Source organism: Chelatococcus sp. HY11 (assembly GCF_018398335.1).
Taxonomy (GTDB): Bacteria; Pseudomonadota; Alphaproteobacteria; order Rhizobiales; family Beijerinckiaceae; genus Chelatococcus.
Genome location: NZ_JAHBRX010000001.1, coordinates 4,240,513 through 4,259,297, shown reverse-complemented (window position 1 = coordinate 4,259,297; position 18,785 = coordinate 4,240,513). Strand labels below are relative to the sequence as shown.

At 62.4% G+C, this 18,785-nt stretch carries 14 protein-coding genes and 1 pseudogene; 9 read left to right on the top strand and 6 right to left on the bottom strand.

The genetic code is table 11. The features are described from left to right. Window positions 1-4: 4 nt before the first annotated feature. The 5 genes from KIO74_RS19370 to speB form a co-directional block, all read right to left on the bottom strand. The gene (locus tag KIO74_RS19370; protein ID WP_213333393.1) at window positions 5-793 is read right to left on the bottom strand and encodes an ABC transporter permease; all 789 of its coding nucleotides are present in this window, start codon (window positions 791-793) and stop codon (window positions 5-7) included. Further along, window positions 790-1,698, bottom strand: a complete 909-nt coding sequence (locus tag KIO74_RS19365; RefSeq protein WP_213333391.1) for an ABC transporter permease — start codon at window positions 1,696-1,698, stop codon at window positions 790-792. The genes KIO74_RS19370 and KIO74_RS19365 overlap by 4 nt, the downstream gene beginning before the upstream one ends. A 19-nt stretch (window positions 1,699-1,717) precedes the next feature. Beyond that, window positions 1,718-2,863: an ABC transporter ATP-binding protein gene (locus KIO74_RS19360; protein WP_249731072.1), complete on the bottom strand. Its 1,146-nt coding sequence runs from the start codon at window positions 2,861-2,863 to the stop codon at window positions 1,718-1,720. A 64-nt stretch (window positions 2,864-2,927) separates the two neighbouring features. Continuing rightward, entirely contained in the window at window positions 2,928-4,121 is a 1,194-nt protein-coding gene (locus tag KIO74_RS19355) for an acyl-CoA dehydrogenase family protein (RefSeq protein ID WP_213333389.1), read from the bottom strand. 4 nt (window positions 4,122-4,125) lie between these two features. Continuing rightward, on the bottom strand, window positions 4,126-5,235 hold the full coding sequence (speB, locus tag KIO74_RS19350; protein ID WP_213333388.1) for an agmatinase: 1,110 nt from the start codon (window positions 5,233-5,235) through the stop codon (window positions 4,126-4,128). A gap of 204 nt (window positions 5,236-5,439) precedes the next feature. Between speB and gcvA the strand changes: the two genes are divergently transcribed. From gcvA to KIO74_RS19310, 8 genes are all read left to right on the top strand, one after another. After that, entirely contained in the window at window positions 5,440-6,333 is an 894-nt protein-coding gene (gene gcvA / locus KIO74_RS19345) for a transcriptional regulator GcvA (RefSeq protein WP_213333382.1), read from the top strand. A 274-nt stretch (window positions 6,334-6,607) separates the two neighbouring features. Next, on the top strand, window positions 6,608-7,717 hold the full coding sequence (locus KIO74_RS19340; protein ID WP_213333381.1) for an ABC transporter substrate-binding protein: 1,110 nt from the start codon (window positions 6,608-6,610) through the stop codon (window positions 7,715-7,717). A 52-nt stretch (window positions 7,718-7,769) separates the two neighbouring features. Continuing rightward, window positions 7,770-8,795, top strand: coding sequence for an NAD(P)-dependent oxidoreductase (locus KIO74_RS19335; protein ID WP_213333380.1), 1,026 nt, complete (start codon window positions 7,770-7,772; stop codon window positions 8,793-8,795). Then, window positions 8,795-10,447, top strand: coding sequence for a 5-guanidino-2-oxopentanoate decarboxylase (locus KIO74_RS19330; protein ID WP_213333379.1), 1,653 nt, complete (start codon window positions 8,795-8,797; stop codon window positions 10,445-10,447). Before KIO74_RS19335 ends, KIO74_RS19330 begins: the two co-directional genes overlap by 1 nt. 32 nt (window positions 10,448-10,479) lie before the next feature. Further along, a complete protein-coding gene (locus KIO74_RS19325) occupies window positions 10,480-11,973 on the top strand; it encodes an aldehyde dehydrogenase (RefSeq protein ID WP_213333378.1) in 1,494 nt (497 codons plus the stop codon). 12 nt (window positions 11,974-11,985) lie between these two features. Then, window positions 11,986-12,741 carry a sulfite exporter TauE/SafE family protein gene (locus KIO74_RS19320; protein WP_213333377.1) on the top strand — a complete coding sequence of 252 codons (756 nt, stop codon included), beginning with the start codon at window positions 11,986-11,988 and terminating at the stop codon, window positions 12,739-12,741. A gap of 212 nt (window positions 12,742-12,953) precedes the next feature. Beyond that, window positions 12,954-13,163 (top strand): hypothetical protein, encoded by a 210-nt coding sequence (locus KIO74_RS19315; RefSeq protein ID WP_213336119.1) that lies wholly within the window; start codon window positions 12,954-12,956, stop codon window positions 13,161-13,163. A gap of 447 nt (window positions 13,164-13,610) precedes the next feature. Next, on the top strand, window positions 13,611-15,602 hold the full coding sequence (locus KIO74_RS19310) for a hypothetical protein (RefSeq protein ID WP_213333376.1): 1,992 nt from the start codon (window positions 13,611-13,613) through the stop codon (window positions 15,600-15,602). 107 nt (window positions 15,603-15,709) lie between these two features. Here KIO74_RS19310 and KIO74_RS19305 read toward each other — a convergent pair whose 3' ends face one another. Further along, window positions 15,710-16,597 (bottom strand): alpha/beta hydrolase, encoded by an 888-nt coding sequence (locus tag KIO74_RS19305; RefSeq protein ID WP_249731071.1) that lies wholly within the window; start codon window positions 16,595-16,597, stop codon window positions 15,710-15,712. A gap of 410 nt (window positions 16,598-17,007) precedes the next feature. Here KIO74_RS19305 and KIO74_RS19300 point away from each other — a divergent pair. Next, a pseudogene (locus KIO74_RS19300) lies at window positions 17,008-18,665 on the top strand (arylsulfatase). Window positions 18,666-18,785 lie beyond the last annotated feature (120 nt).

The following is an 18,785-nucleotide window of genomic DNA, read 5'->3' as shown; positions in this document are numbered from 1 at the left end:
GCTGTCAGCTCTCCCGCTTGCGGAGCATCAAGTCGAGAAAAAGCAAAGCCGCTGAGATGAGGAGAAGGAGCGTGGCGACAGCCGCCATGGTCGGGTCCAGCTTGTCGTTGATTCCGTCCCATATCCGGCGCGGCAGCGTGAAGATCGTCCGTCCCGCGATGAACAGCACGATCAGAAGCTCGTCCCAGCTGTGAATGAAGGCGAAGATCGCGCTTGAGGCGACCGCCGCCTTGATGTTCGGCAGAAGCACCAGCCGGATCGACTGCGACATGGACGCGCCGAGGTTTCTCGCCGCCATGTCGTAGCGAAGGTCGAAGCTCGCGAGTGCTGTCGAGACGATCACGATGACATAAGGAATACCGGTGACGACGTGCGAGATGATGACGCCGACATAGGTGCCCAGAAGTCTCAGATCGACCAACAGGCGGTAGAACCCAAGAACATAGACGATTGTCGGCACGATCATCGGCAACAGCATCAGAAGCCTGACCATCTCGCTGACACGATTGCCGAGACGCCAGCAGCCGATCGCGCACAAGGTGCCGAGTGTCACGCACAGGACCGTCGAGACGCAGGCGATGAAAAGGCTCTGGGCAAAGCTGCCGAGCCATGTCGGGCTTGTGAAGAGGTTGACGTAGTGCCGGAATGAAAGACCATCCACCGGCATGGCGAGATAGTCCTGGTCTGTCAGCGACAGGGGCACGATCACGAGGATAGGCAGCAACAGGAAGCAGACGACGACCCACGCGGCCACTCGTGTCTGTGGTGCCGGAAGGAGGGCGGCCTCTTTCATTTCGCACCAAAGAGTTTGCGCAGATCAAGGACGCGGGACACCACGGCCAGGAGCAAGGCGATGATGACGACCAGCGTGACGGCCAGCGTCGTGCCGAGGCCCCAGCGCAGCACTTCGATGATCTGGATGCTGATGTATTCGGTGACCATCATCGTGCGCCCGCCGCCCAGCAGCGCCGGCGTGATGTAGAAACCGAGCGAGAAGATGAAAACCAGGATGCCCGAAGCGACGATCCCGGGAACGCTCAGCGGCAGGTAGACCATGCGGAAGGCCTGCCCCTGCGTCGCGCCAAGGCCGCGCGCGGCCGCGATCAGCGCGGGGTCGATGCCCCTGAGATTGGCGGCCAGCGGCAAGATGGCATAGGGCAGCATGTAGTGGACCACGCCGATGATCACGCCAAGCTCGTTCCAGAGGAGCGGCAGCGGGTTATTGATCACGCCGATGTTCATCAACGTCGCGTTGATGATCCCCTCGCGACGAAGCAGGGTGATCCAGGCGAAGGCGCGCACCAGCGCCGATACCCAGAGCGGCAGGAGGATACCGACGAGCATGAGCCGCTGGGCGTGCGGCCCTGCCTGCACCCAGCAATAGGCCACGATATAGCCCAGCACGACGGTGATGAAGGTCGTAATCAGGCAAACGCGCAAGGTGGTGGTCGCGACGCGCAGCACCGAGGGGCTCAACAGCTGCGCATAATTGGCGAAACCGGGCTGCGGCTCGGTGAAGCTGATCCAGAAGACCTGAAGCAGCGGATACACATAGAACGCCAGCAGGAGCAGCGTGGCTGGCGCGATCAGGATGTAGAAGGCGGTCTGATCGCTGACCGGCCAGCCGAAACGCGCGCGCCGGTCGCGCAACTGTCCGCCCATGCGGCCGGAGATCTCGGAATTGGGGAGCGCTGTCATGTCTCGGTTTGCACCTTCATCAGGCAGCGACGGTCACTGAGGCTGCCGCGTCCCATCCGATCCGGATCGCGTCGTCGAGCGACGGCGGCTCCCGCCCCCAGGTCGGCGCGTCGAGCATGATCCGGCCGATGCCCTCGACATCGACCTGAAGGTGATAATGGCCGCCGTAATAACTGAACTTGGCGATGCGCCCGGTAACGATGTTGTCGGCCGTGTCCTGAGGGCCGAGGAGGCGGATCTTCTCAGGCCTGATAGTCACGGTGACGGAGCTGCCCACCAACTGGTGGGCCCCACCGGCCTGTCGTAGCAGGGTGGCGCCGCTGCGATAGGTGAAAGCATCTCCGGAAACGGTCTCGACCTGCCCGCTGATGAAATTGCTCTGTCCGAGGAAGCCGGCGACGAAACGCGTCGCGGGCTTCTCGTAAAGCGTCGCGGGCGATCCGAGCTGGACGAGCCTGCCCTCCGAGAGGATGGCGATCTCGTCGGACATCGACAAAGCCTCCTGCTGGTCATGGGTGACGTAGATGAATGTCAAGCCGACACGGTTGTGGAGGTCCTTCAGCTCGCCCTGGAGGTCATGGCGCAGATTCTTGTCGAGCGCGCTCAGCGGCTCATCGAGCAGCACGATGCTCGGCTCGAACACAAGCGCGCGCGCCAGCGCCGCGCGCTGCTGCTGCCCGCCGGACAGCTGACGCGGAAAGCGATCCGCGAAACGATCGAGCTGCACCATGTCGAGGGCCCGCTTGACCTGCTCCTCGATCTCAGGCTTCGGGCGATGGCGGACACGCAGTGGAAAAGCGATGTTCTGCGCCACGGTCAAATGCGGAAACAGCGCATAACCCTGGAAGACCATGCCGAACTCGCGCCGGTCAGGCGGCAGGTGGTTAATGACCTCGCCGTTCAGCTTGATCGTGCCGGCGGATGGTGAGACGAAGCCGGCGATCGACATTAACAGGGTTGTCTTGCCTGATCCCGAGGGGCCGAGCAGGGTCATGAATTGACCACTGCTGATCTCGAGTGACACGTCATGGAGCGCCGTCGCGCGGCCGTAGGTCTTGGTCAGATTGTCGACCGTAATCGCGCCCGCCAGCGCAGCCTGGCCCGGCCGGGCGGCCCGGCGGATGGGGCGGTCAAAGACATCGCGAACAGCGTGCGCAAAGCTCAAGGTCTGCCCCTCGATTTTGTGTTGCGGGTGACGCCAAGCAAGCCTCGCGCCAAGGTGTCATTGGTCACAGAAATGCAACGTCGGGGTTCAGGCCGAGCATGAACTGGCCGACGGTCTCGAAATGGTCACGCCGGCCGTGGAGGTGCTGCGTGATCATATGCATGTCGCGGAAGCGACGCTCGAAGGGCGCAGACGCGAACACCGCTGATGTGCCCGCCGCGTGGTAGCAGGCGTCGACGACGGCCTTGGCTTCCTGGATGGCGTGGCTCGCGGCCAGCCGGATCGCCACACGTTGCGCCAGATCGATGTGGCCGCTCTCCGACAGGTCCGCCCACACATCCGCAAAGGTGACGTGGACAAGAAGGCGGGCCGCTTTCAGGCGCGCCTCGCTTTCCGCGACAAGGGCCTGCACAGAAGCCTGTTCCGCGAGCGGCCGCTTCTGACCGCGCGCGGTCTTCTCCCGCGCCAGGGTGAGGAAGGCCTCACGCATGGCGCCCGCGACGCCCAGCGCGATGGCAGCGAAACCGCCGCCCCACAGGCTGTCCGGTGGCAAGAGATAGAGCGCCCCGGCGGCATGCGCCTGTGGCTTGGCGCCGAACTGGAACGCGTAGCCGTCCGGCACGAACAGGCCATCGACAGCATAGGTGTCGCTCGCGGTGCCCTTGAGCCCCATGACATCCCAGGCATCGCTGAGGGTGACAGCGGACTGGGGGAACAGCATCATCCGGCTCTGTGGCTTGCCCGCAGCATCATGCAAGGGCTCGCCATCCGTGTCGTGGAGCACGCAAGCCCCTGCGAGCCAGGTGGCGTGACGGCTCCCGCTGCCAAATCCCCAGGAACCCGTGACGCGATAGCCACCCGCGACGGGGAACGCCCTGCCGCCGCCGAAGCCTGACGCGAGGATCGCGCGGGGATCGGAAAAGATGTGCGATCCGATCTCGCGCGGCAGCGAGGCCGCGGCGGTGGAGCAGACCGACGTCTGCGAGAGACACCAGGCGGTGCTTGCGTCTTCGCACGCGATGGTCTCGATGACCTCGAGAAAGGCAAGCGGCGCGACCTCTTCGCCGCCGACATAGGCCGGCATGAGAAGGCGGAACAGGCCGGCGCCGACAAGGGCGTCGACGAGGTCCTCGGGAAGCCGCCTGATCCGTTCGATCTCAGCGGCGCGTTCGGCGACAAGCGGCACGAGCGACCGTGCGCGCTGCTGCGGCGCTTGTTTGGAGGAAGGGTGCAGCCGGGTGAGGGTATCAGCGGGCATGGCGCTATTCCGCCGGTTGCGGATCGCCCATCAGTGCCTGCGCCTCCGTCATGCTCTCGCTGGCGGGGACGCCCGTCACCGTGGGGCTGAAGCACATGAGCGACAGGATCTCAAAGAGCATCTGCGCGCCGGCATGGGCCGTGTTGGTCGTCGCGTCGTATTGCGGCGCGACTTCCACCACATCCGCGCCGATGATATCGAGCCCCTTCATGCCCCGGATGATCGCCAGCGCCTCCCGTGTGGTCAGCCCGCCGATCTCGGGCGTGCCGGTACCCGGAGCGAAGGCCGGATCGAGGCTGTCTATGTCGAAGGACAGATAGACCGGCCCGTCGCCGACGATCCGGCGCGCCTCAGCCACGATCGCATCGGTGCCGAGAGAGGTGATCTCATCGGCGTGGATCACGGTCATCCCGGAATCCGTGGAGAACTCCCACAGATATTCGGCCGCGCCACGGATGCCGATCTGGATCGTGCGTTCCGGATCGAGCACGCCATCGAGAACGGCATTCCGGAAGGGGCCGCCATGGTGGAATTTCGTCTGGTCGTACAGGCCGCCGGTGTCGCAATGCGCGTCGATATGCACCATGCCCACCGGCCTCTCGCGGCCGACGGCACGCAGGATGGAGTAGCTGATGGAATGATCGCCGCCGATCGACAGGGGCGCGACGCCCGCGTCAACCATCGCGCTGATATAGGCTTCGATATCCGCATGGCAGGCGGCCAGATCGTAGCGACTGCGGAACGGGACATCGCCGATGTCGGCAACCCGGAGTTCGGCACCAGGCGTACAACCGAGCGCCTCATTGTACGGCCCGATACGCTCGATGGTGCGCAGGGCACGCGGCCCGAAGCGCGAACCGTTGCGATTGGTCACGCCCAGGTCCATCGGAATGCCGAGCAGAGCCACCTGCAAGTCGCCGAAATCCGGCGCAGCCATGTCGACCGCGCGGTGAGGCAACGACAGAAAGGTGGGAATTCCCGCGAACGGCAACGTCCGCGTCCCGGATTTGTCGAAGATGCGATCAGCGACCTTGCGGAAATGCGGATCAAACAGCTCGCCGCCGTGAGCATCCGCATATTTTCTGCGCAGCCGTTCCAGATTTGAACGATCCATACCGACCTCTTGGCATGCTTCATGCCAGACGGGTTGCAACAGGACAGCCCGGAGTCCCCACGACCAAAGGAGGCAGAGCAGGATGGCTCGCGTCGCTTGCTTGCGTGAGACGTTGAGCGTCTACGAATGCAGCTTGGAAAGTATAGAGCGCCGAGGCAAATGATAAATATTGCGCCGGCGATGTGAGGAAAGATAACGAACGCCATGTCAGCGCGACTGCCGCCATTGAATCCTCTGCGGGCCTTCGAAGCCGCCGCCAGACACCTTTCCGTGACAAAGGCGGCGAACGAATTGCACGTCACGCACAGCGCGGTCAGCCATCAAATCCGGGCGCTCGAAACGACCCTCAACGTCAAATTATTTCATCGGGAGGGCACGCGGCTGCGCCTCTCCGCCCAGGGATCCGCCTTGCTGCCATCGATCAGCAGCGCCTTTGAGACGATCGCCGAAGCAACCAGCCGTCTTCGGCGCCCCTCGATGGAGGGCGACCTTGTGATCAGCTGCGTTCCGGCACTGCTTACCTTTTGGCTTTTGCCTAGAATAGCGACATTTACTGATCAGTTTCCGGGCATTCGCCTGCGCCTCTCCTCGTCGAACAATCCCGCCGACGTCTATTCACCCAACATAGATCTCTGCATCCACTATGGAGACGGCAGCTGGGCGGACCGATGGGTACGCGAGCTGACGACAATCAGCCTGTTTCCCGTCTGCAGTCCGACGCTGCTCAACAAGATCCAACTGCGCGAAGTGCGCGACATGGCGCAGCACGTGATCCTTCACGGGGACGCAGGACGCGAGTGGAGCCGGTGGCTCGCCGCATCCGGCGCAACCGACACGCTCGCCAAGGCCCGTCAGCATTTCATGTCGGATGCCCATCTCGCCATCACCGCCGCCATGTACGGCAACGGCATCGCGCTCGGCGACAATGTGACGATCCGCCAGCCGCTCGCGAACGGGCGGCTCGTGGTGCCGTTCGATCTGGCCGTGCCCGCGACCGATGCCTTCTTCCTGATTTGCCGCAGCGACATGCGCACCACCCCTCTCGTCCAGACGTTCATCGAATGGGTCGATGCTGATATCGCCGACGGGAAGATTTAAAACTCGTCCGCCGGTCCCCACCGTTTACCCGCCGCGACGCGAGGTCCGCGGCATCCTGTCGTTTGCGTGCGCTTCATTGTTAGTTTTTCTCAGAGACAAGCTCTCAGAATTATCAGTTGCGACCGCATGCGCGTCCCCTGCACAATGTCTGCAGACCAGTGAACTTGGCGGAGACGTAAACCACGTCGCATAAAGAGCCGGGCCTGCGTCAGAGCGACATCGCTCAGTTCGATGTCCTCGCGGATCTATTCCATACAATAATGAGGGGAATACGATGGCGCGTTTGCAGGAATTTGCGGAAGACTGCGTTGAACTTGCTGTTGAGCGTTACAACAAGGGCCAGATCAGTCGACGCACACTCATCCAGGGGCTCACGGCGCTCGGTGCTGTCGGGCTGAGTTCTGGCCTCGGCGGCGCCTCGGCCGCCGCGAAGGAAGTCGTCATGGCGACCTGGGGCGGCGATTCCCAGAAGGCATTCGTCGCCGTTTTCGGGCCGCTTTATGAGAAGGCGGGCGGAAAATTCGTCTATGACGAATCCGGTCCAAGCAATGGCAAGATCAAAGCGATGGTCGACGCCAAGAATGTGACCTGGGACGTCTGCGACGCCGGCGTTGGCGCCATCGGTGAACTCGGCCCACGCGGTCTGCTCGAGAAAATCGACTATAGCGTTGTCGACAAGTCCAAGGTTCCGGCAGAATTCGCCTACGAGTATGGCATCTGCAACTATATGTCGAGCTTCGTGCTTGCCTGGAACAAGAAGCAGGTTTCCGGAGAGCCAACGCTGGCCGACTTCTTTGATGTCAAGAAATATCCTGGCAAGCGCGCCCTGCGTAAATCGTCCACCGCCATGCTTGAAATGGCATTGATGGCCGACGGTGTACCCGCGGATAAGCTCTACCCTCTGGACCAGGCACGCGCGTTCAAGAAAATATCCTCGATCAAGGATGATTTGATCTTCTGGGATACGGGCTCGCGCAGCATGGATATCTTGCGCAACGGCGATGTTGCCATGGCCTATATCTGGAATACCAGGGCCAACGTTCTCAAGCGCGAAGCCAACGCGGAGGTCGACTACACCTTCAAGGGCGGGTTCCTGATGCCAGCCTGCTGGGTGGTGCCCAAGGGCAATCCCGCGGGGAAGCTTGCCATGGAGGCTATCGCCGTCATGCAGGACCCCAAGGCCCAGATCGCGCTTCTCGATCTTCTCGGCAACGGCCCGGCGAACCCGGCCGCCCGCGCGCTGGAGACACCCGAGCAGCTCGCGATCGACAACGGATCGCCGGCCAATGCGGCCGTTCAGGCCAAGACGAGCGCCGATTGGTATCGCGACTACTTCGCGGATTCCGAGAAGGCCTACGTCGATCTCATCACATCGTTTTCCTGATCATCGGGACGGTCTCGCCCGTCCCGCAGTCTAACTCAAGGAGCTCCCGCGTATGCGTGATAAAGTCTTCGTGGCTCAGCCGATCCCGGAAGTCGCGCTCGACATCCTGCGTGAAGTCGCCGATGTCACCGTCTATCCCTATCTCGACCGGCAGATCAGCCAGGACGAACTCATCGCCAACGCCAAGCGCTGCGACTGGCTCTACGTTTTGGGAGATACCATCGTCAGCGCCGATGTCATCAACGCCAATCCGGATCTGAAGGCAATCGGCGCCTTGACGAAGGTCGGCATCAATATTGACATTCCGGCGGCCACCGCCCGCAACCTGCCGATCGTCAAGGGCGACACGGCCGAGGTCTTCCAGGGCGGTGTGAGCCTGGCGACGGCCGATCTCACCGTCGGCATGATCCTGGGCCTCGCCTACCGGATCGTCGATTCCGATCGCTACACCCGCGCGGGCCAGTTCAAGCAGGAGCAGACGATGGCCTTGATGGGCCAGGGCTGCCCGGCAAAGACGGTCGGAATGATCGGCATGGGCGCCGTGGCGCGCTACATGGTTCCCCGCCTGAAAGCCTTCGACATGAAGGTGATCTATACCAAGCGTAATCGTCTGTCCGCCGAGGATGAGAAGGCGCTGGGCGTGGAGTGGGTGCCAGAACTCGACACATTGATCGCGGAGAGCGACTATCTCTCGGTGCAGTGCGACTACAACGACAGCACGCACTGCCTCATCGGCGAACGTGAGTTCGGCCTGATGAAGAAGGAGGCCTATTTCATCAACACGGCGCGCGGGCGCATCGTCGACGAGAAGGCCATGATCAAGGCGCTGCAGGATGGCGTGATCGCCGGCGCGGCGCTCGATGTCTACTGGGACGAGCCGCCCTATGCTGATCCCTATTGCCCGGTGGAGCTGACGAAGCTCGACAATGTCATCCTGGCTCCGCACAACGGCGGCGCGACATGGGAAGTGCGCGGAACACGCTGCGCATCCGTATCGCGTGACCTCGTGCGCCTCATGAAGGGCGAGCGCCCGAAGGGATTGCTCAATCCGGAGACCATGCCGCTGGCGGCGGAGTGATGGGGACTGGCGTCGATACCCCCAGGCTGGCACCAGAGCAGGACACGATACCAAGTCTGGACTTGGCACCAAGCCTTGGCGTTGCCGTCGTCCGCCAGCTCGAGGCTCTTGGCGTCGAATACGTGTTCGGCATCCCCGGTGTCCACAACATGGAGCTCTACCGGGGCCTTGCGGCGAGCACGATCAGGCATGTCGTGCCGCGCCATGAACAGGGCGCCGGCTTCATGGCTGACGGCTATGCCCGGGTCACGGGGCGCCCGGGCGTCTGCTTCATCGTCAGCGGTCCGGGGGTCACGAACATCACCACCGCGATGGGTCAGGCCTTCGCGGATTCCGTGCCGATGCTGGTGATCTCCAGCGTCGGTGCCCGGGGCGAGCTCGGTTCGGGGAATGGCTATCTCCATGAGTTGCCGTCCCAGCAGCGTATGGCGGCCGGCGTCGCCGCCTTCAGCCATACGCTGATGGATGCCGCTGAACTCCCGCACGTGCTGGGCCGGGCCTTCGCGATCTTTCGCAGCGCCCGCCCGCGCCCTGTCCATATCGAGATCCCGGTCGATCTCCTGCGCGGCCCCGGTGCGGCCGCGCCTGTGCCGATAGTCTCCACAAGTCCTCCCTCTCCGGCAACGGACGCGATCTCAGCCACCGCGTCCGTTCTCGGCGCGGGGCGAGCGCCTGTCATTCTCGCCGGCGGCGGTGCCGCCTTCTGCGGGCAGGCGATCACCCGATTGGCCGAGCGGCTCGATGCGCCCGTCGTGACGACGATCAACGGCAAGGGCCTCATTCCCGCGGGACATCCGCTCACCATCGGCTACGCACCGAGCATGGCGCCCGTGCGCGAACTCCTCGCGAGCGCGGATCCACTGCTGGCGATCGGCACCGAGCTCGGGCCGACCGATTTCGAGACGGAGGCCGGCCAGAAGCTCACGCTCGGCCCATTGATCCGCATCGACATCGACCCCGAGCAGTTGTTTCGCAACGCGCTGCCCGCCATCGCCATCCACGCGGACGCGGCACGGGCCGTGGATTCACTGTTTGAAGCCACGCACCCCCGCGAGAGTGGTGGCGCGGCGCGGGTCCGGGCCGTGCGTGACGCCGCGGCCGCGACGCTTCCTCCCCACGCCCGGCAATTCCAGCCGCTGATCGCCGCGCTCGCGGGCAAGGATGCGGATGCGATCATCGTCGGCGACAGCACGCTGCCGGTCTACGCCGGCAACCGCTTTCACGAACCGTCCCATCCGCGCGCGTGGTTCAACGCCTCGACAGGATACGGGACGCTTGGCTACGCGCTTCCCGCGGCGATCGGCGCGAAACTGGCCTCTCCAGGGCAAGCCGTGGTGTGCCTGACGGGGGATGGCGGGCTGCAATTCACGGTTGCCGAATTGGCCACCGCCGCGGATCTCGGTTTGCCACTGCCGGTTGTCGTCTGGAACAATCACGGGTTCGGCGCCATACGCCGGCACATGGCGGCCCATCACATCGAGCCAGTCGCGGTCGATGTCGCGCCGCCGGAGCTGGAGCGGCTCGCCGCCGCCTACCGCTGCGACTACGCCAGCCCCACCAACGGCGCGGCACTGGAATCAGCGCTGGCGCGAGCCCATTCGACAAACCGCCCGACACTGATCGAGGTCTCGCCCGACTGCCTCCTCGACTGACTCGCACGACGGCCGACGGATTGAATGAGATCATGACATTGCACGACACGGCGTTCTGGCAGGAAAAGGCTGCGCGGCTCCGACCGGAGACTCGCGCCTTCATTGATGGAGCCTATTGCCCGGCGCAATCCGGCCGGACCTTCAGCACGATCAATCCGGCAACGGGACAGCCCATCGCCGCCGTGTCGGCGTGCGACGCCCAGGATGTCGACCGCGCTGTAACGTCCGCTCGCCGGGCTTTTGAAAGCGGGGTTTGGACCCGGCAGTCGCCCAAGGAGCGGAAGCGGATCATGCTCCGCTTCGCCAAACTCATTGAGGAGCGCGTGGAAGAGCTCGCGCTTCTCGAGACGCTCGATGTCGGCAAGCCGATCGGCGACAGCCTGCGCTGGGATGTCCCGAATGCGGCCGCCTGCATCGCGTATTATGGTGAGGCGATCGACAAGATTTACGGCGAGGTCGCGCCAGGTCCCGACGATCTCGTCAGCCTCGTCACCCGCGAGCCGCTGGGCGTTGTCGCCGCTGTCGTGCCCTGGAACTACCCGTTGTTGATGGCGGCCTGGAAAATCGGCCCCGCATTGGCGGCCGGCAACAGCGTCATCCTCAAGCCAGCGGAACAGTCGCCGCTGACCGCGATCAGGATCGCGGCGCTGGCGGTGGAAGCAGGCCTGCCGCCGGGCGTGCTGAATGTGCTGCCGGGCCTCGGTCCCGAAGCGGGCCAGGCGCTGGGGCTGCATCCCGATGTCGATTGCGTCGGCTTCACCGGCTCGGTGGACATCGGCCGCAGGTTTCTCACCTACGCGGGCCAATCCAATGGCAAACGCGTCGGCCTGGAGCTCGGGGGCAAGTCGCCTCAGGTCGTCCTCGCCGATGCCGGCGATCTCGACGCGGTGGCGGAGGCGGTTGTCGCGGGCATCTTCAGCAACACCGGACAAGTCTGCAACGCCGGCTCACGCCTGATCGTCGAGGCCCCGATCCATGACGTTCTGCTTGACAAGATCATTGCCGCCAGCAGCGCCTTTGCCGCCGGTGATCCGCTCGACCCGGCGACCGCAATGGGTGCGGTCGTCAGCCGGGAGCAAATGGACCGCGTCCTCGCCTATATTGACCAAGGGCAGACGGAAGGGGCGAGGCTTGTCGCCGGCGGACGGCGGGCACGGGCCGAGAGTGGCGGCTACTTCATCGCCCCGACCGTGTTCGATGGTGTGGGCAATGGCATGACGATCGCGCGAGAGGAAATCTTCGGACCGGTTCTCTCGGTGATCCCGGTTCGCGATGCCGAGGCGGCCGTGGCGGCCGCGAATGACACAGACTTCGGCCTCGCGGCCTCCGTCTGGTCCAGCGACGTGAAGCGGGCGCATCAGGTGGCCAAAGCGCTCCGTGCCGGAACGGTCTGGGTAAACTGTTTCGATCGCGGTTCGATCTCCGTGCCCTTCGGCGGCTTCAAGGCCTCCGGCTTTGGCCGGGACAAATCCCTCCACGCGATCGACAAATATACCGACTGGAAATCGACGATCATCGCGATTTGATGTGGACCGACGATGATCACCGATCCCCTGTTCTATGCCCTCGCGATCCCGGCGGTCATCCTCGTCGGGTTGTCAAAAGGCGGCTTCGCGGGCCTCGCCGTGCTGTCGCTCCCGCTGATCGGCCTCGCGATCTCGCCGGTGCAGGGCGCGGCCATCATGCTGCCCATCCTGATCTTCCAGGATTTCATCAGCACCTATGCCTATTGGCGCAAGTGGGATGTGCCGAACGTCCGCATCCTCCTGCCGGCCTCCTTTGTCGGCGTGGCTCTGGGATATGTTCTGGCCGCCGAGCTGCCTGCCGGTGCGGTCGAGATCGTGCTCGGCATCATCGCCGCCGGCTTCGGTATCAAGTCGCTCCTTGGCAAGCGAGCGCAGCCCAGCGGGCGATTGAGCCGCATCACCGGCTGGATATGCGGGGTGGGCGGCGGATTCACGAGCATGATCGCCAATACCGGCGCGCCGCTCCATCAGATTTTTCTCATGCCTCAGAAATTGCCGAGGGATATCTTCGTCGGCACGCAGCAGATCATCTGGACGATCATCAACTGCGCGAAGATCGTGCCTTTCCTGGCGCTGAACCAACTCACCCCCGGCAATCTCAGCACGGCGCTCGTTCTGTTCCCGCTCGCGCTGGTATCGACCCTTGCCGGCATCTGGCTTGTGCGGCGCGTGTCCGGCGAGCAGCTCTACACCGTCATTTACTGGCTCCTGTTGCCTGTGGGAGCCATGCTGGTTTGGCAAGGGGTGATGCGGGCTGGCATCCTCTGACGAGAAGCCGGCGGGGCAATCGCGAGAAAACGCATGCGCGGATAGCGGCGGCCGAACGACCCAGTCGGTGCACGATGCTTTAAGGCCGATGCGCTTGCCGGGAAGGAGAGCCCAAAAGGCCCTCGAATGAGCGGCACCCGGCAGTCGCCTTGACGACCCTCCACGCGGGCGCGAAAGTTCGCGCCATCCCATCCGGGCGACGAGGACGCGTCATGACCAATCAGGAAGATGTTCTGCCCTCCACAACCGAGCCCATCCCCACACACCCCGAGGAGATGAAAGGCGTGTTCAATCTACGCGTGGGCAACTGCATCTCCATGCAAGGCAGCGGACGCATCACGCCGGCCGGCATCGTCACGATCGGCCTCACACTGACAGCATTCGCGGCAGCCATGCTGGCGGTCGGGCGGCTGAAGCGATGACATTGGCTCCGCGCGCCCAGGCAGTCGGAGCGGTGCCCTCACCTGCAGGCGTGCAGGCAAAATACAACGCGCCGCGCCTTCAAGAAGCGGCGGCCTGAGCCGGCAGAAGAGTGATGTCGTCGCCCCGCCCATCAGCGAGCCTCCCCGGTCGCCTTCCCCAAATGTGAGCCGACGGCCAACCTGCGCCCATCGATTTCCGACGCCGCGCGCGGACGGAACTGATGCGCCTCACGTCGGACGCGGCTCGCCTTCGATGCCGAAACCGCTGTCTCAAAAAATCACATAGGCGAGACGCTCAGAATCGCGAATTTGGCCTTGACAATACCGAAGTACCGCTGGAAATGGCCGCAAGGGAGTGGTATTTATTGATACCCGCCATCAAAAATCCCGGCGGGAATATCCAAAAATTACAAATATTTGACTCAACTGCAATTTTGGGGGGCGCCCGTGGCGACGAAAACATACAATGTCGGTACAAGCGGTTATAGTATCATAGCCGGCAATTTATCCCAACAGAATGATCTCGTCATCAAAGGAAATGGCAGCAACGCAAAAGTTGTCATTGAATCGACGAATATCTTCGGATTCAATATCCCGACGACACTGAATGGATCGGTAAACGGCCAATCCAAATTCCTCGCAACACTGATCAACAACGGTGTATCATTCTCCGGAACATCCGGCAATGAGACCTTTGATGCGGCGAAGTACCTAGGCGACGCGCGCTTCAATGGCGGAGCGGGAACCAACAAGCTTATCGGCGCATCTGGAAAGAACGTCTTCACCCACGACTACAGCAACGGCGGCGTTGACACGATCATCGGTGGTGTTGACAAGACGGTCAACTGGAGCCTGCTGTGGTGGAACTACAGCAAGACATATCTGGCGTCGAATGAGCTGGTAGTCAACGGCACATCCGGGGCCGACGTCTTCAATTTCTCGGGCAGCGGCAACGCGTTCAAGGTATTTAAAGATAACACCAACAACCATGTCATCGACGCGTGCCAGTTCGGTAACGGACCGATCAAGGTCAACGGCGGCGCCAGCGGCGACCAGGTCGATCTGCGCAATTTCACCGGTATCCTGACATTCAACGGCGATGCCGGCAACGACACCCTTGTCTACAAGGACGGCTACAGCGGCGTCGGCTCGACCTATAATGGCGGCGCCGATCGTGACGGGCTGGCGGTGGATGCCAAGGCCTCGGGCAGCACGCTGTTCCTGTCGGACAACGCGCTGACCAACGGCAGCTCAACCCTGCTCTATCTGTCGAGCGTCGAAGATTTCAACTTCGTCGGCGACGCGGGCAATGACGATGTCGATGCCAGCCAGTTCAGTGGACGGGTCATCTTCCGCGGACGTGGCGGCGAGAACGAGTTCCACGCCGGCAAGGGTGACAACGACGTCATCCACGAGCTGTCCTACGGCGGTCATGACACGCTGATCGGCAATACGGTAAGCGGCCAGACGTCACTGGAGATCGTCGGCGACGACCAGGCCAACATCCTGGCCTTCTCGGGCGACGCCAATACCTTCAAGGTCACGCATAACTCCGAGGAAGTCATCGACGCCAAGGATGTCAACGGCATCAAGACCGTCAATGCCAATGGTGGCGCGGACGAGCTCGATCTGACAGCCTACAAGGGCAAGGTGGTCTTCAACGGTGGCGCCGGTGATGACCTCCTCACCGTGCGCGACAAGGTGAGCGGCGCCGGCACCACCTATGACGGCGGTGCCGACACTGACACACTGAAACTCGTCGCCGCGCTTGGTGGCAGCACCATCGTGGTGAACGCGACGAAGCTGGTGGATTCCAACGGCGCCGATCTCGTCACCTTCCAGAACGTCGAGCGCTTCGTCTTCGACGGCAAGCTGGGTGATGACACCGCCGACGCCTCCAACTTCACGGGCTTTACCGAGCTCAATGGCGAATGGGGCAGTGACACGTTGAAGGCCGGCAGCGGCGGCAGCGCGGTCACAGGCGGCTTCGGCGGTGACAGTATCCACCTGGGCGCCGGCGTTGATAAAGTCTATTATACGGGAGACATCTTCCAGTCGATCTTCCTCGCCATGGACGATGTCACCGGCTTCGACACGACGGCCGACGAACTCGTGTTCAACGATGACAATGCCGTTCAGGCCGATGGCGCGATCAAGGTTCTCGGCATCACGGTCGCCAACTTCGACGACGGCATCGTGAAATTCGGGACCAACGCCGCGGGCAACGCGGCCAAGGCCACCTTCAACAATCTGTCTCTCTTCGCCGCCACCGAATTCGTCGCTGGCTATGCCGCCGACGATAGGATCGTCGGCTTCCAGCACAAGGGCGAGTGGTATGTCGCCGAATTCGGCGACGGCCTGATCATCAACAACATCGTCCACCTCGCGGGCGTCAACCTCGCCGGCACCAATCTTGCCGATTACGTGAGCTTCGCCTGATCCCGGAATATCGCGCTATAAGCTGACGATACTCTGCACTGAACACATTGAAACGCGCCCTCTGGGCGCGTTTCTTTTTTACTAAAACTTTCGAGATCTGATTCGCTTCAATTTTTACTGAAATGATGACGCAGGAACGCGCCGACATGCTCGGTGGCGCGGGCACCGTCGTCGAGGCGGGCGGACCAGAGCGGCCAAGCGTGGATCATCTCCGGCCAAATCTCCAATGTCACCGGTACATCCGCCACACCCAGCGCACGGCTTATACGCACCGCGTCATCGAGTAGCGTTTCACTGGAACCCACCTGCACGAGGATCGGCGGCAGGCCTTTCAGGTCCGCGTGAAGCGGCGAAATCAGTGGGTTACGCGGATCATTCCCGCCAAGATAGGCTGCTGCAAGCCCCTGGAGATAATCCCGCTGGATGAGCGGATCGACCGCAGCCTTTGTCGTGAGGCTTTCACCCGTCATATCGAGATCGACCCAGGGGGACGCCAGCCACGCGCAGGCGGGCAACGCCTCGCCGGCAGCTCGCAGGCTGAGAAGACAGGCAAGCGTCATGCCGCCACCCGCGCTGTCTCCACCGATCGCGATATTCTCCGCGGCATAGCCCTCAGCCCGCAGAAAGCGATAAGCCGAGAGCGCATCGTCGAGGCCAGCCGGGAAGGGATGCTCCGGTGCCAGCCTGTATCCCACCGCCAGCGTGCGGACACCCGCCGCCCGGCCGACACCCGTCGCCATGGTGCGGTGGCTTTTGATCGACCCCGAACAATAGCCTCCGCCATGGAGGAACATCAGCACCCGACCGGCGTCGCTTCCCGGAGCCAGTGACCACTCTGCGGGTATCGCGCCGATGGAGATAGGCTCCAAGGCGATGCTAGTGCTCACGGGATCAATGGCGCAGACCTCATCCATGCGCTCGCGCCGCTCCGTCCATGTGGTCGGACGTGGCTTCGACCGAAAGATCTCCTCAAGCGCTTTGATCTGCTCGTTCAATGTCCCCTCCCCTGAGGCGCGAAGGAGCTTCAAGTAGCCACCTCCGTATATGTCTAGTCCATTTGGGCGGATGTGCTGGCGCGAAGAAATCGCCGCGGCGGGATCACCAATTATCCGAGAAACAGATGGTTTTACAATGCGATCATCGCATCCTGCGGTATTTTCCTATTCAGCCGAGCTGATTTCAGTACATCCGTCACGTATGGCGAGCCCCCCGCGGGATCACATTCTGCCAGCAGAAACTCTACTCGACTCTCCATTTTACGTAAGGCAAGCTTATCCTCGCCCACGACGTCTCCCCCATAAGGCAAGGAACCAGGATTGGGGCACGAGGCGCTCGTTCGCTGCACCAGAGCCGGAATAGAGCTCAAATTGATGGGGCAGAGACATCTACAGTGGAGGAATGGCGTATGTCATCGGATCAGTCATCCCAGTCGCCCGGCAATCATGTGAACCGTCGCTCGCTCCTTATGGGATCGACAGCGCTCGCTGCCGCGGCGGCCACGATCGGAGCAGCTACACGAAGCGTCGCTCAGACTGCAGCACCTCCCGCCACCGGCGGCGCCAGCGGCACCAAGGCGCCGAACATTCTCGTCATTTTCGGCGATGATATCGGCGTTTCGCAAATCAGCGCCTATACCATGGGATTGATGGGCTATCGGACCCCGAATATCGATCGGATCGCCACAGAGGGCGCGATCTTCACGGATTCATACGGGCAGCAGAGCTGCACCGCCGGACGCGCCTCGTTCATTCTCGGACAGGAGCCATTCCGCACCGGCCTGTTGACCATTGGCATGCCCGGGGACCCCCATGGCATCACCGATTGGATGCCGACCATCGCGGATGTGCTGAAAACGAGGGGCTACGCGACAGGGCAGTTTGGCAAGAACCACCTCGGCGACCAGGACCACCATTTGCCGACAAACCACGGCTTCGACGAGTTTTTCGGCAATCTCTATCACCTCAACGCCGAGGAAGAGCCCGAGGGCTATTTCTATCCGAAGGACCCCGACTTCCGAAAGCAATATGGCCCTCGTGGCGTGCTTCACACACACGCCGACGGCCGCATCGAGGATACCGGCCCCTTGAACAAGAAGCGCATGGAGACGATCGACGAGGAATTTCTCACCGCCGCGAAGGATTTCATCGACCGGCAGCACAAGGCGGACAAACCGTTTTTCGTCTGGTTCAATGCGACACGCATGCATGTGTTCACCCACCTCAAGCCCGAAAGCAACGGCAAGACGGGAAAGGGTATCGAGGCGGACGGCATGGCCGAGCATGACGGGCATGTCGGCGAGCTTCTGAAACAGCTCGACGATCTCGGAATTACCGACAATACGATCGTTCTCTATACAACCGACAATGGAGCCGAGCTCGCTCTCTGGCCGGATGGCGGCATGACCCCGTTCCATGGCGAAAAAGGCACGACCTGGGAAGGCGGCATGCGCATCCCGATGATGGTTCGCTGGCCAGGCGTGGTGAAGCCCGGCTCGCAGATCAACGAAATCGTCACGCTCATGGATTGGATGCCCACCTTCGCCAAGGCTGCTGGTATTCCGGACGTTAAGGAAAGCATGAAAACGGGTTTTCGGCGGGGTCAAAGACCTTCAAAGTCCATCTCGATGGCTATGACCTGACGGAATTATTGAAGGGTGACGCCAAGACACCACCGCGTGACGCGATGTATTATTTCGACCAGGGCGGCAATTTGAACGCTATCCGCTGGAACGACTGGAAATTGAGTTTTTCGGTTGCCAGCGAGGGCAATATTGCGACCGCGCGTCGTGAATCGCCAAGCTGGGCGCTCATCGCCAATCTGCGGATGGACCCCTACGAGCGTGGAATGAAGGAGGGCGGCGGCGCTATCGAGTTCCTGGCGCGCAACATGTGGCTGCTGGTGCCGGTCCAGGCAAAGATCAAGGACTTCTTCGCCGATTTCGACGAGTTCCCATACCAGGAGGGTAGCTCCCTCAATGCAGGCGGGATCAATTACGGTCTGCTACGCCAGCAGGCGGCGCTCAAGCGCCTCAAAGACATTGAACGCCTGACGCCGGCGCGTTGAGCCGTCGCCCGGAGAGCGAGCGACGGATACCGCGAAGCTGCCACCTCATGGACCACGGCCAACGATGAACTATGGGCCATGAGGTGGACATTCGTGCTAGCATCGCGGCAATCGGAAGCG

Bases quoted from the DNA above. Each gene is read 5' to 3' on its own strand.
- KIO74_RS19370 (WP_213333393.1), bottom strand. From the start codon at position 793: ATGAAAGAGGCCGCCCTCCTTCCGGCACCACAGACACGAGTGGCCGCG.
- KIO74_RS19365 (WP_213333391.1), bottom strand. From the start codon at position 1,698: ATGACAGCGCTCCCCAATTCCGAGATCTCCGGCCGCATGGGCGGACAG.
- KIO74_RS19355 (WP_213333389.1), bottom strand. From the start codon at position 4,121: ATGCCCGCTGATACCCTCACCCGGCTGCACCCTTCCTCCAAACAAGCG.
- speB (WP_213333388.1), bottom strand. From the start codon at position 5,235: ATGGATCGTTCAAATCTGGAACGGCTGCGCAGAAAATATGCGGATGCT.
- gcvA (WP_213333382.1), top strand. From the start codon at position 5,440: ATGTCAGCGCGACTGCCGCCATTGAATCCTCTGCGGGCCTTCGAAGCC.
- KIO74_RS19340 (WP_213333381.1), top strand. From the start codon at position 6,608: ATGGCGCGTTTGCAGGAATTTGCGGAAGACTGCGTTGAACTTGCTGTT.
- KIO74_RS19335 (WP_213333380.1), top strand. From the start codon at position 7,770: ATGCGTGATAAAGTCTTCGTGGCTCAGCCGATCCCGGAAGTCGCGCTC.
- KIO74_RS19330 (WP_213333379.1), top strand. From the start codon at position 8,795: ATGGGGACTGGCGTCGATACCCCCAGGCTGGCACCAGAGCAGGACACG.
- KIO74_RS19325 (WP_213333378.1), top strand. From the start codon at position 10,480: ATGACATTGCACGACACGGCGTTCTGGCAGGAAAAGGCTGCGCGGCTC.
- KIO74_RS19320 (WP_213333377.1), top strand. From the start codon at position 11,986: ATGATCACCGATCCCCTGTTCTATGCCCTCGCGATCCCGGCGGTCATC.
- KIO74_RS19315 (WP_213336119.1), top strand. From the start codon at position 12,954: ATGACCAATCAGGAAGATGTTCTGCCCTCCACAACCGAGCCCATCCCC.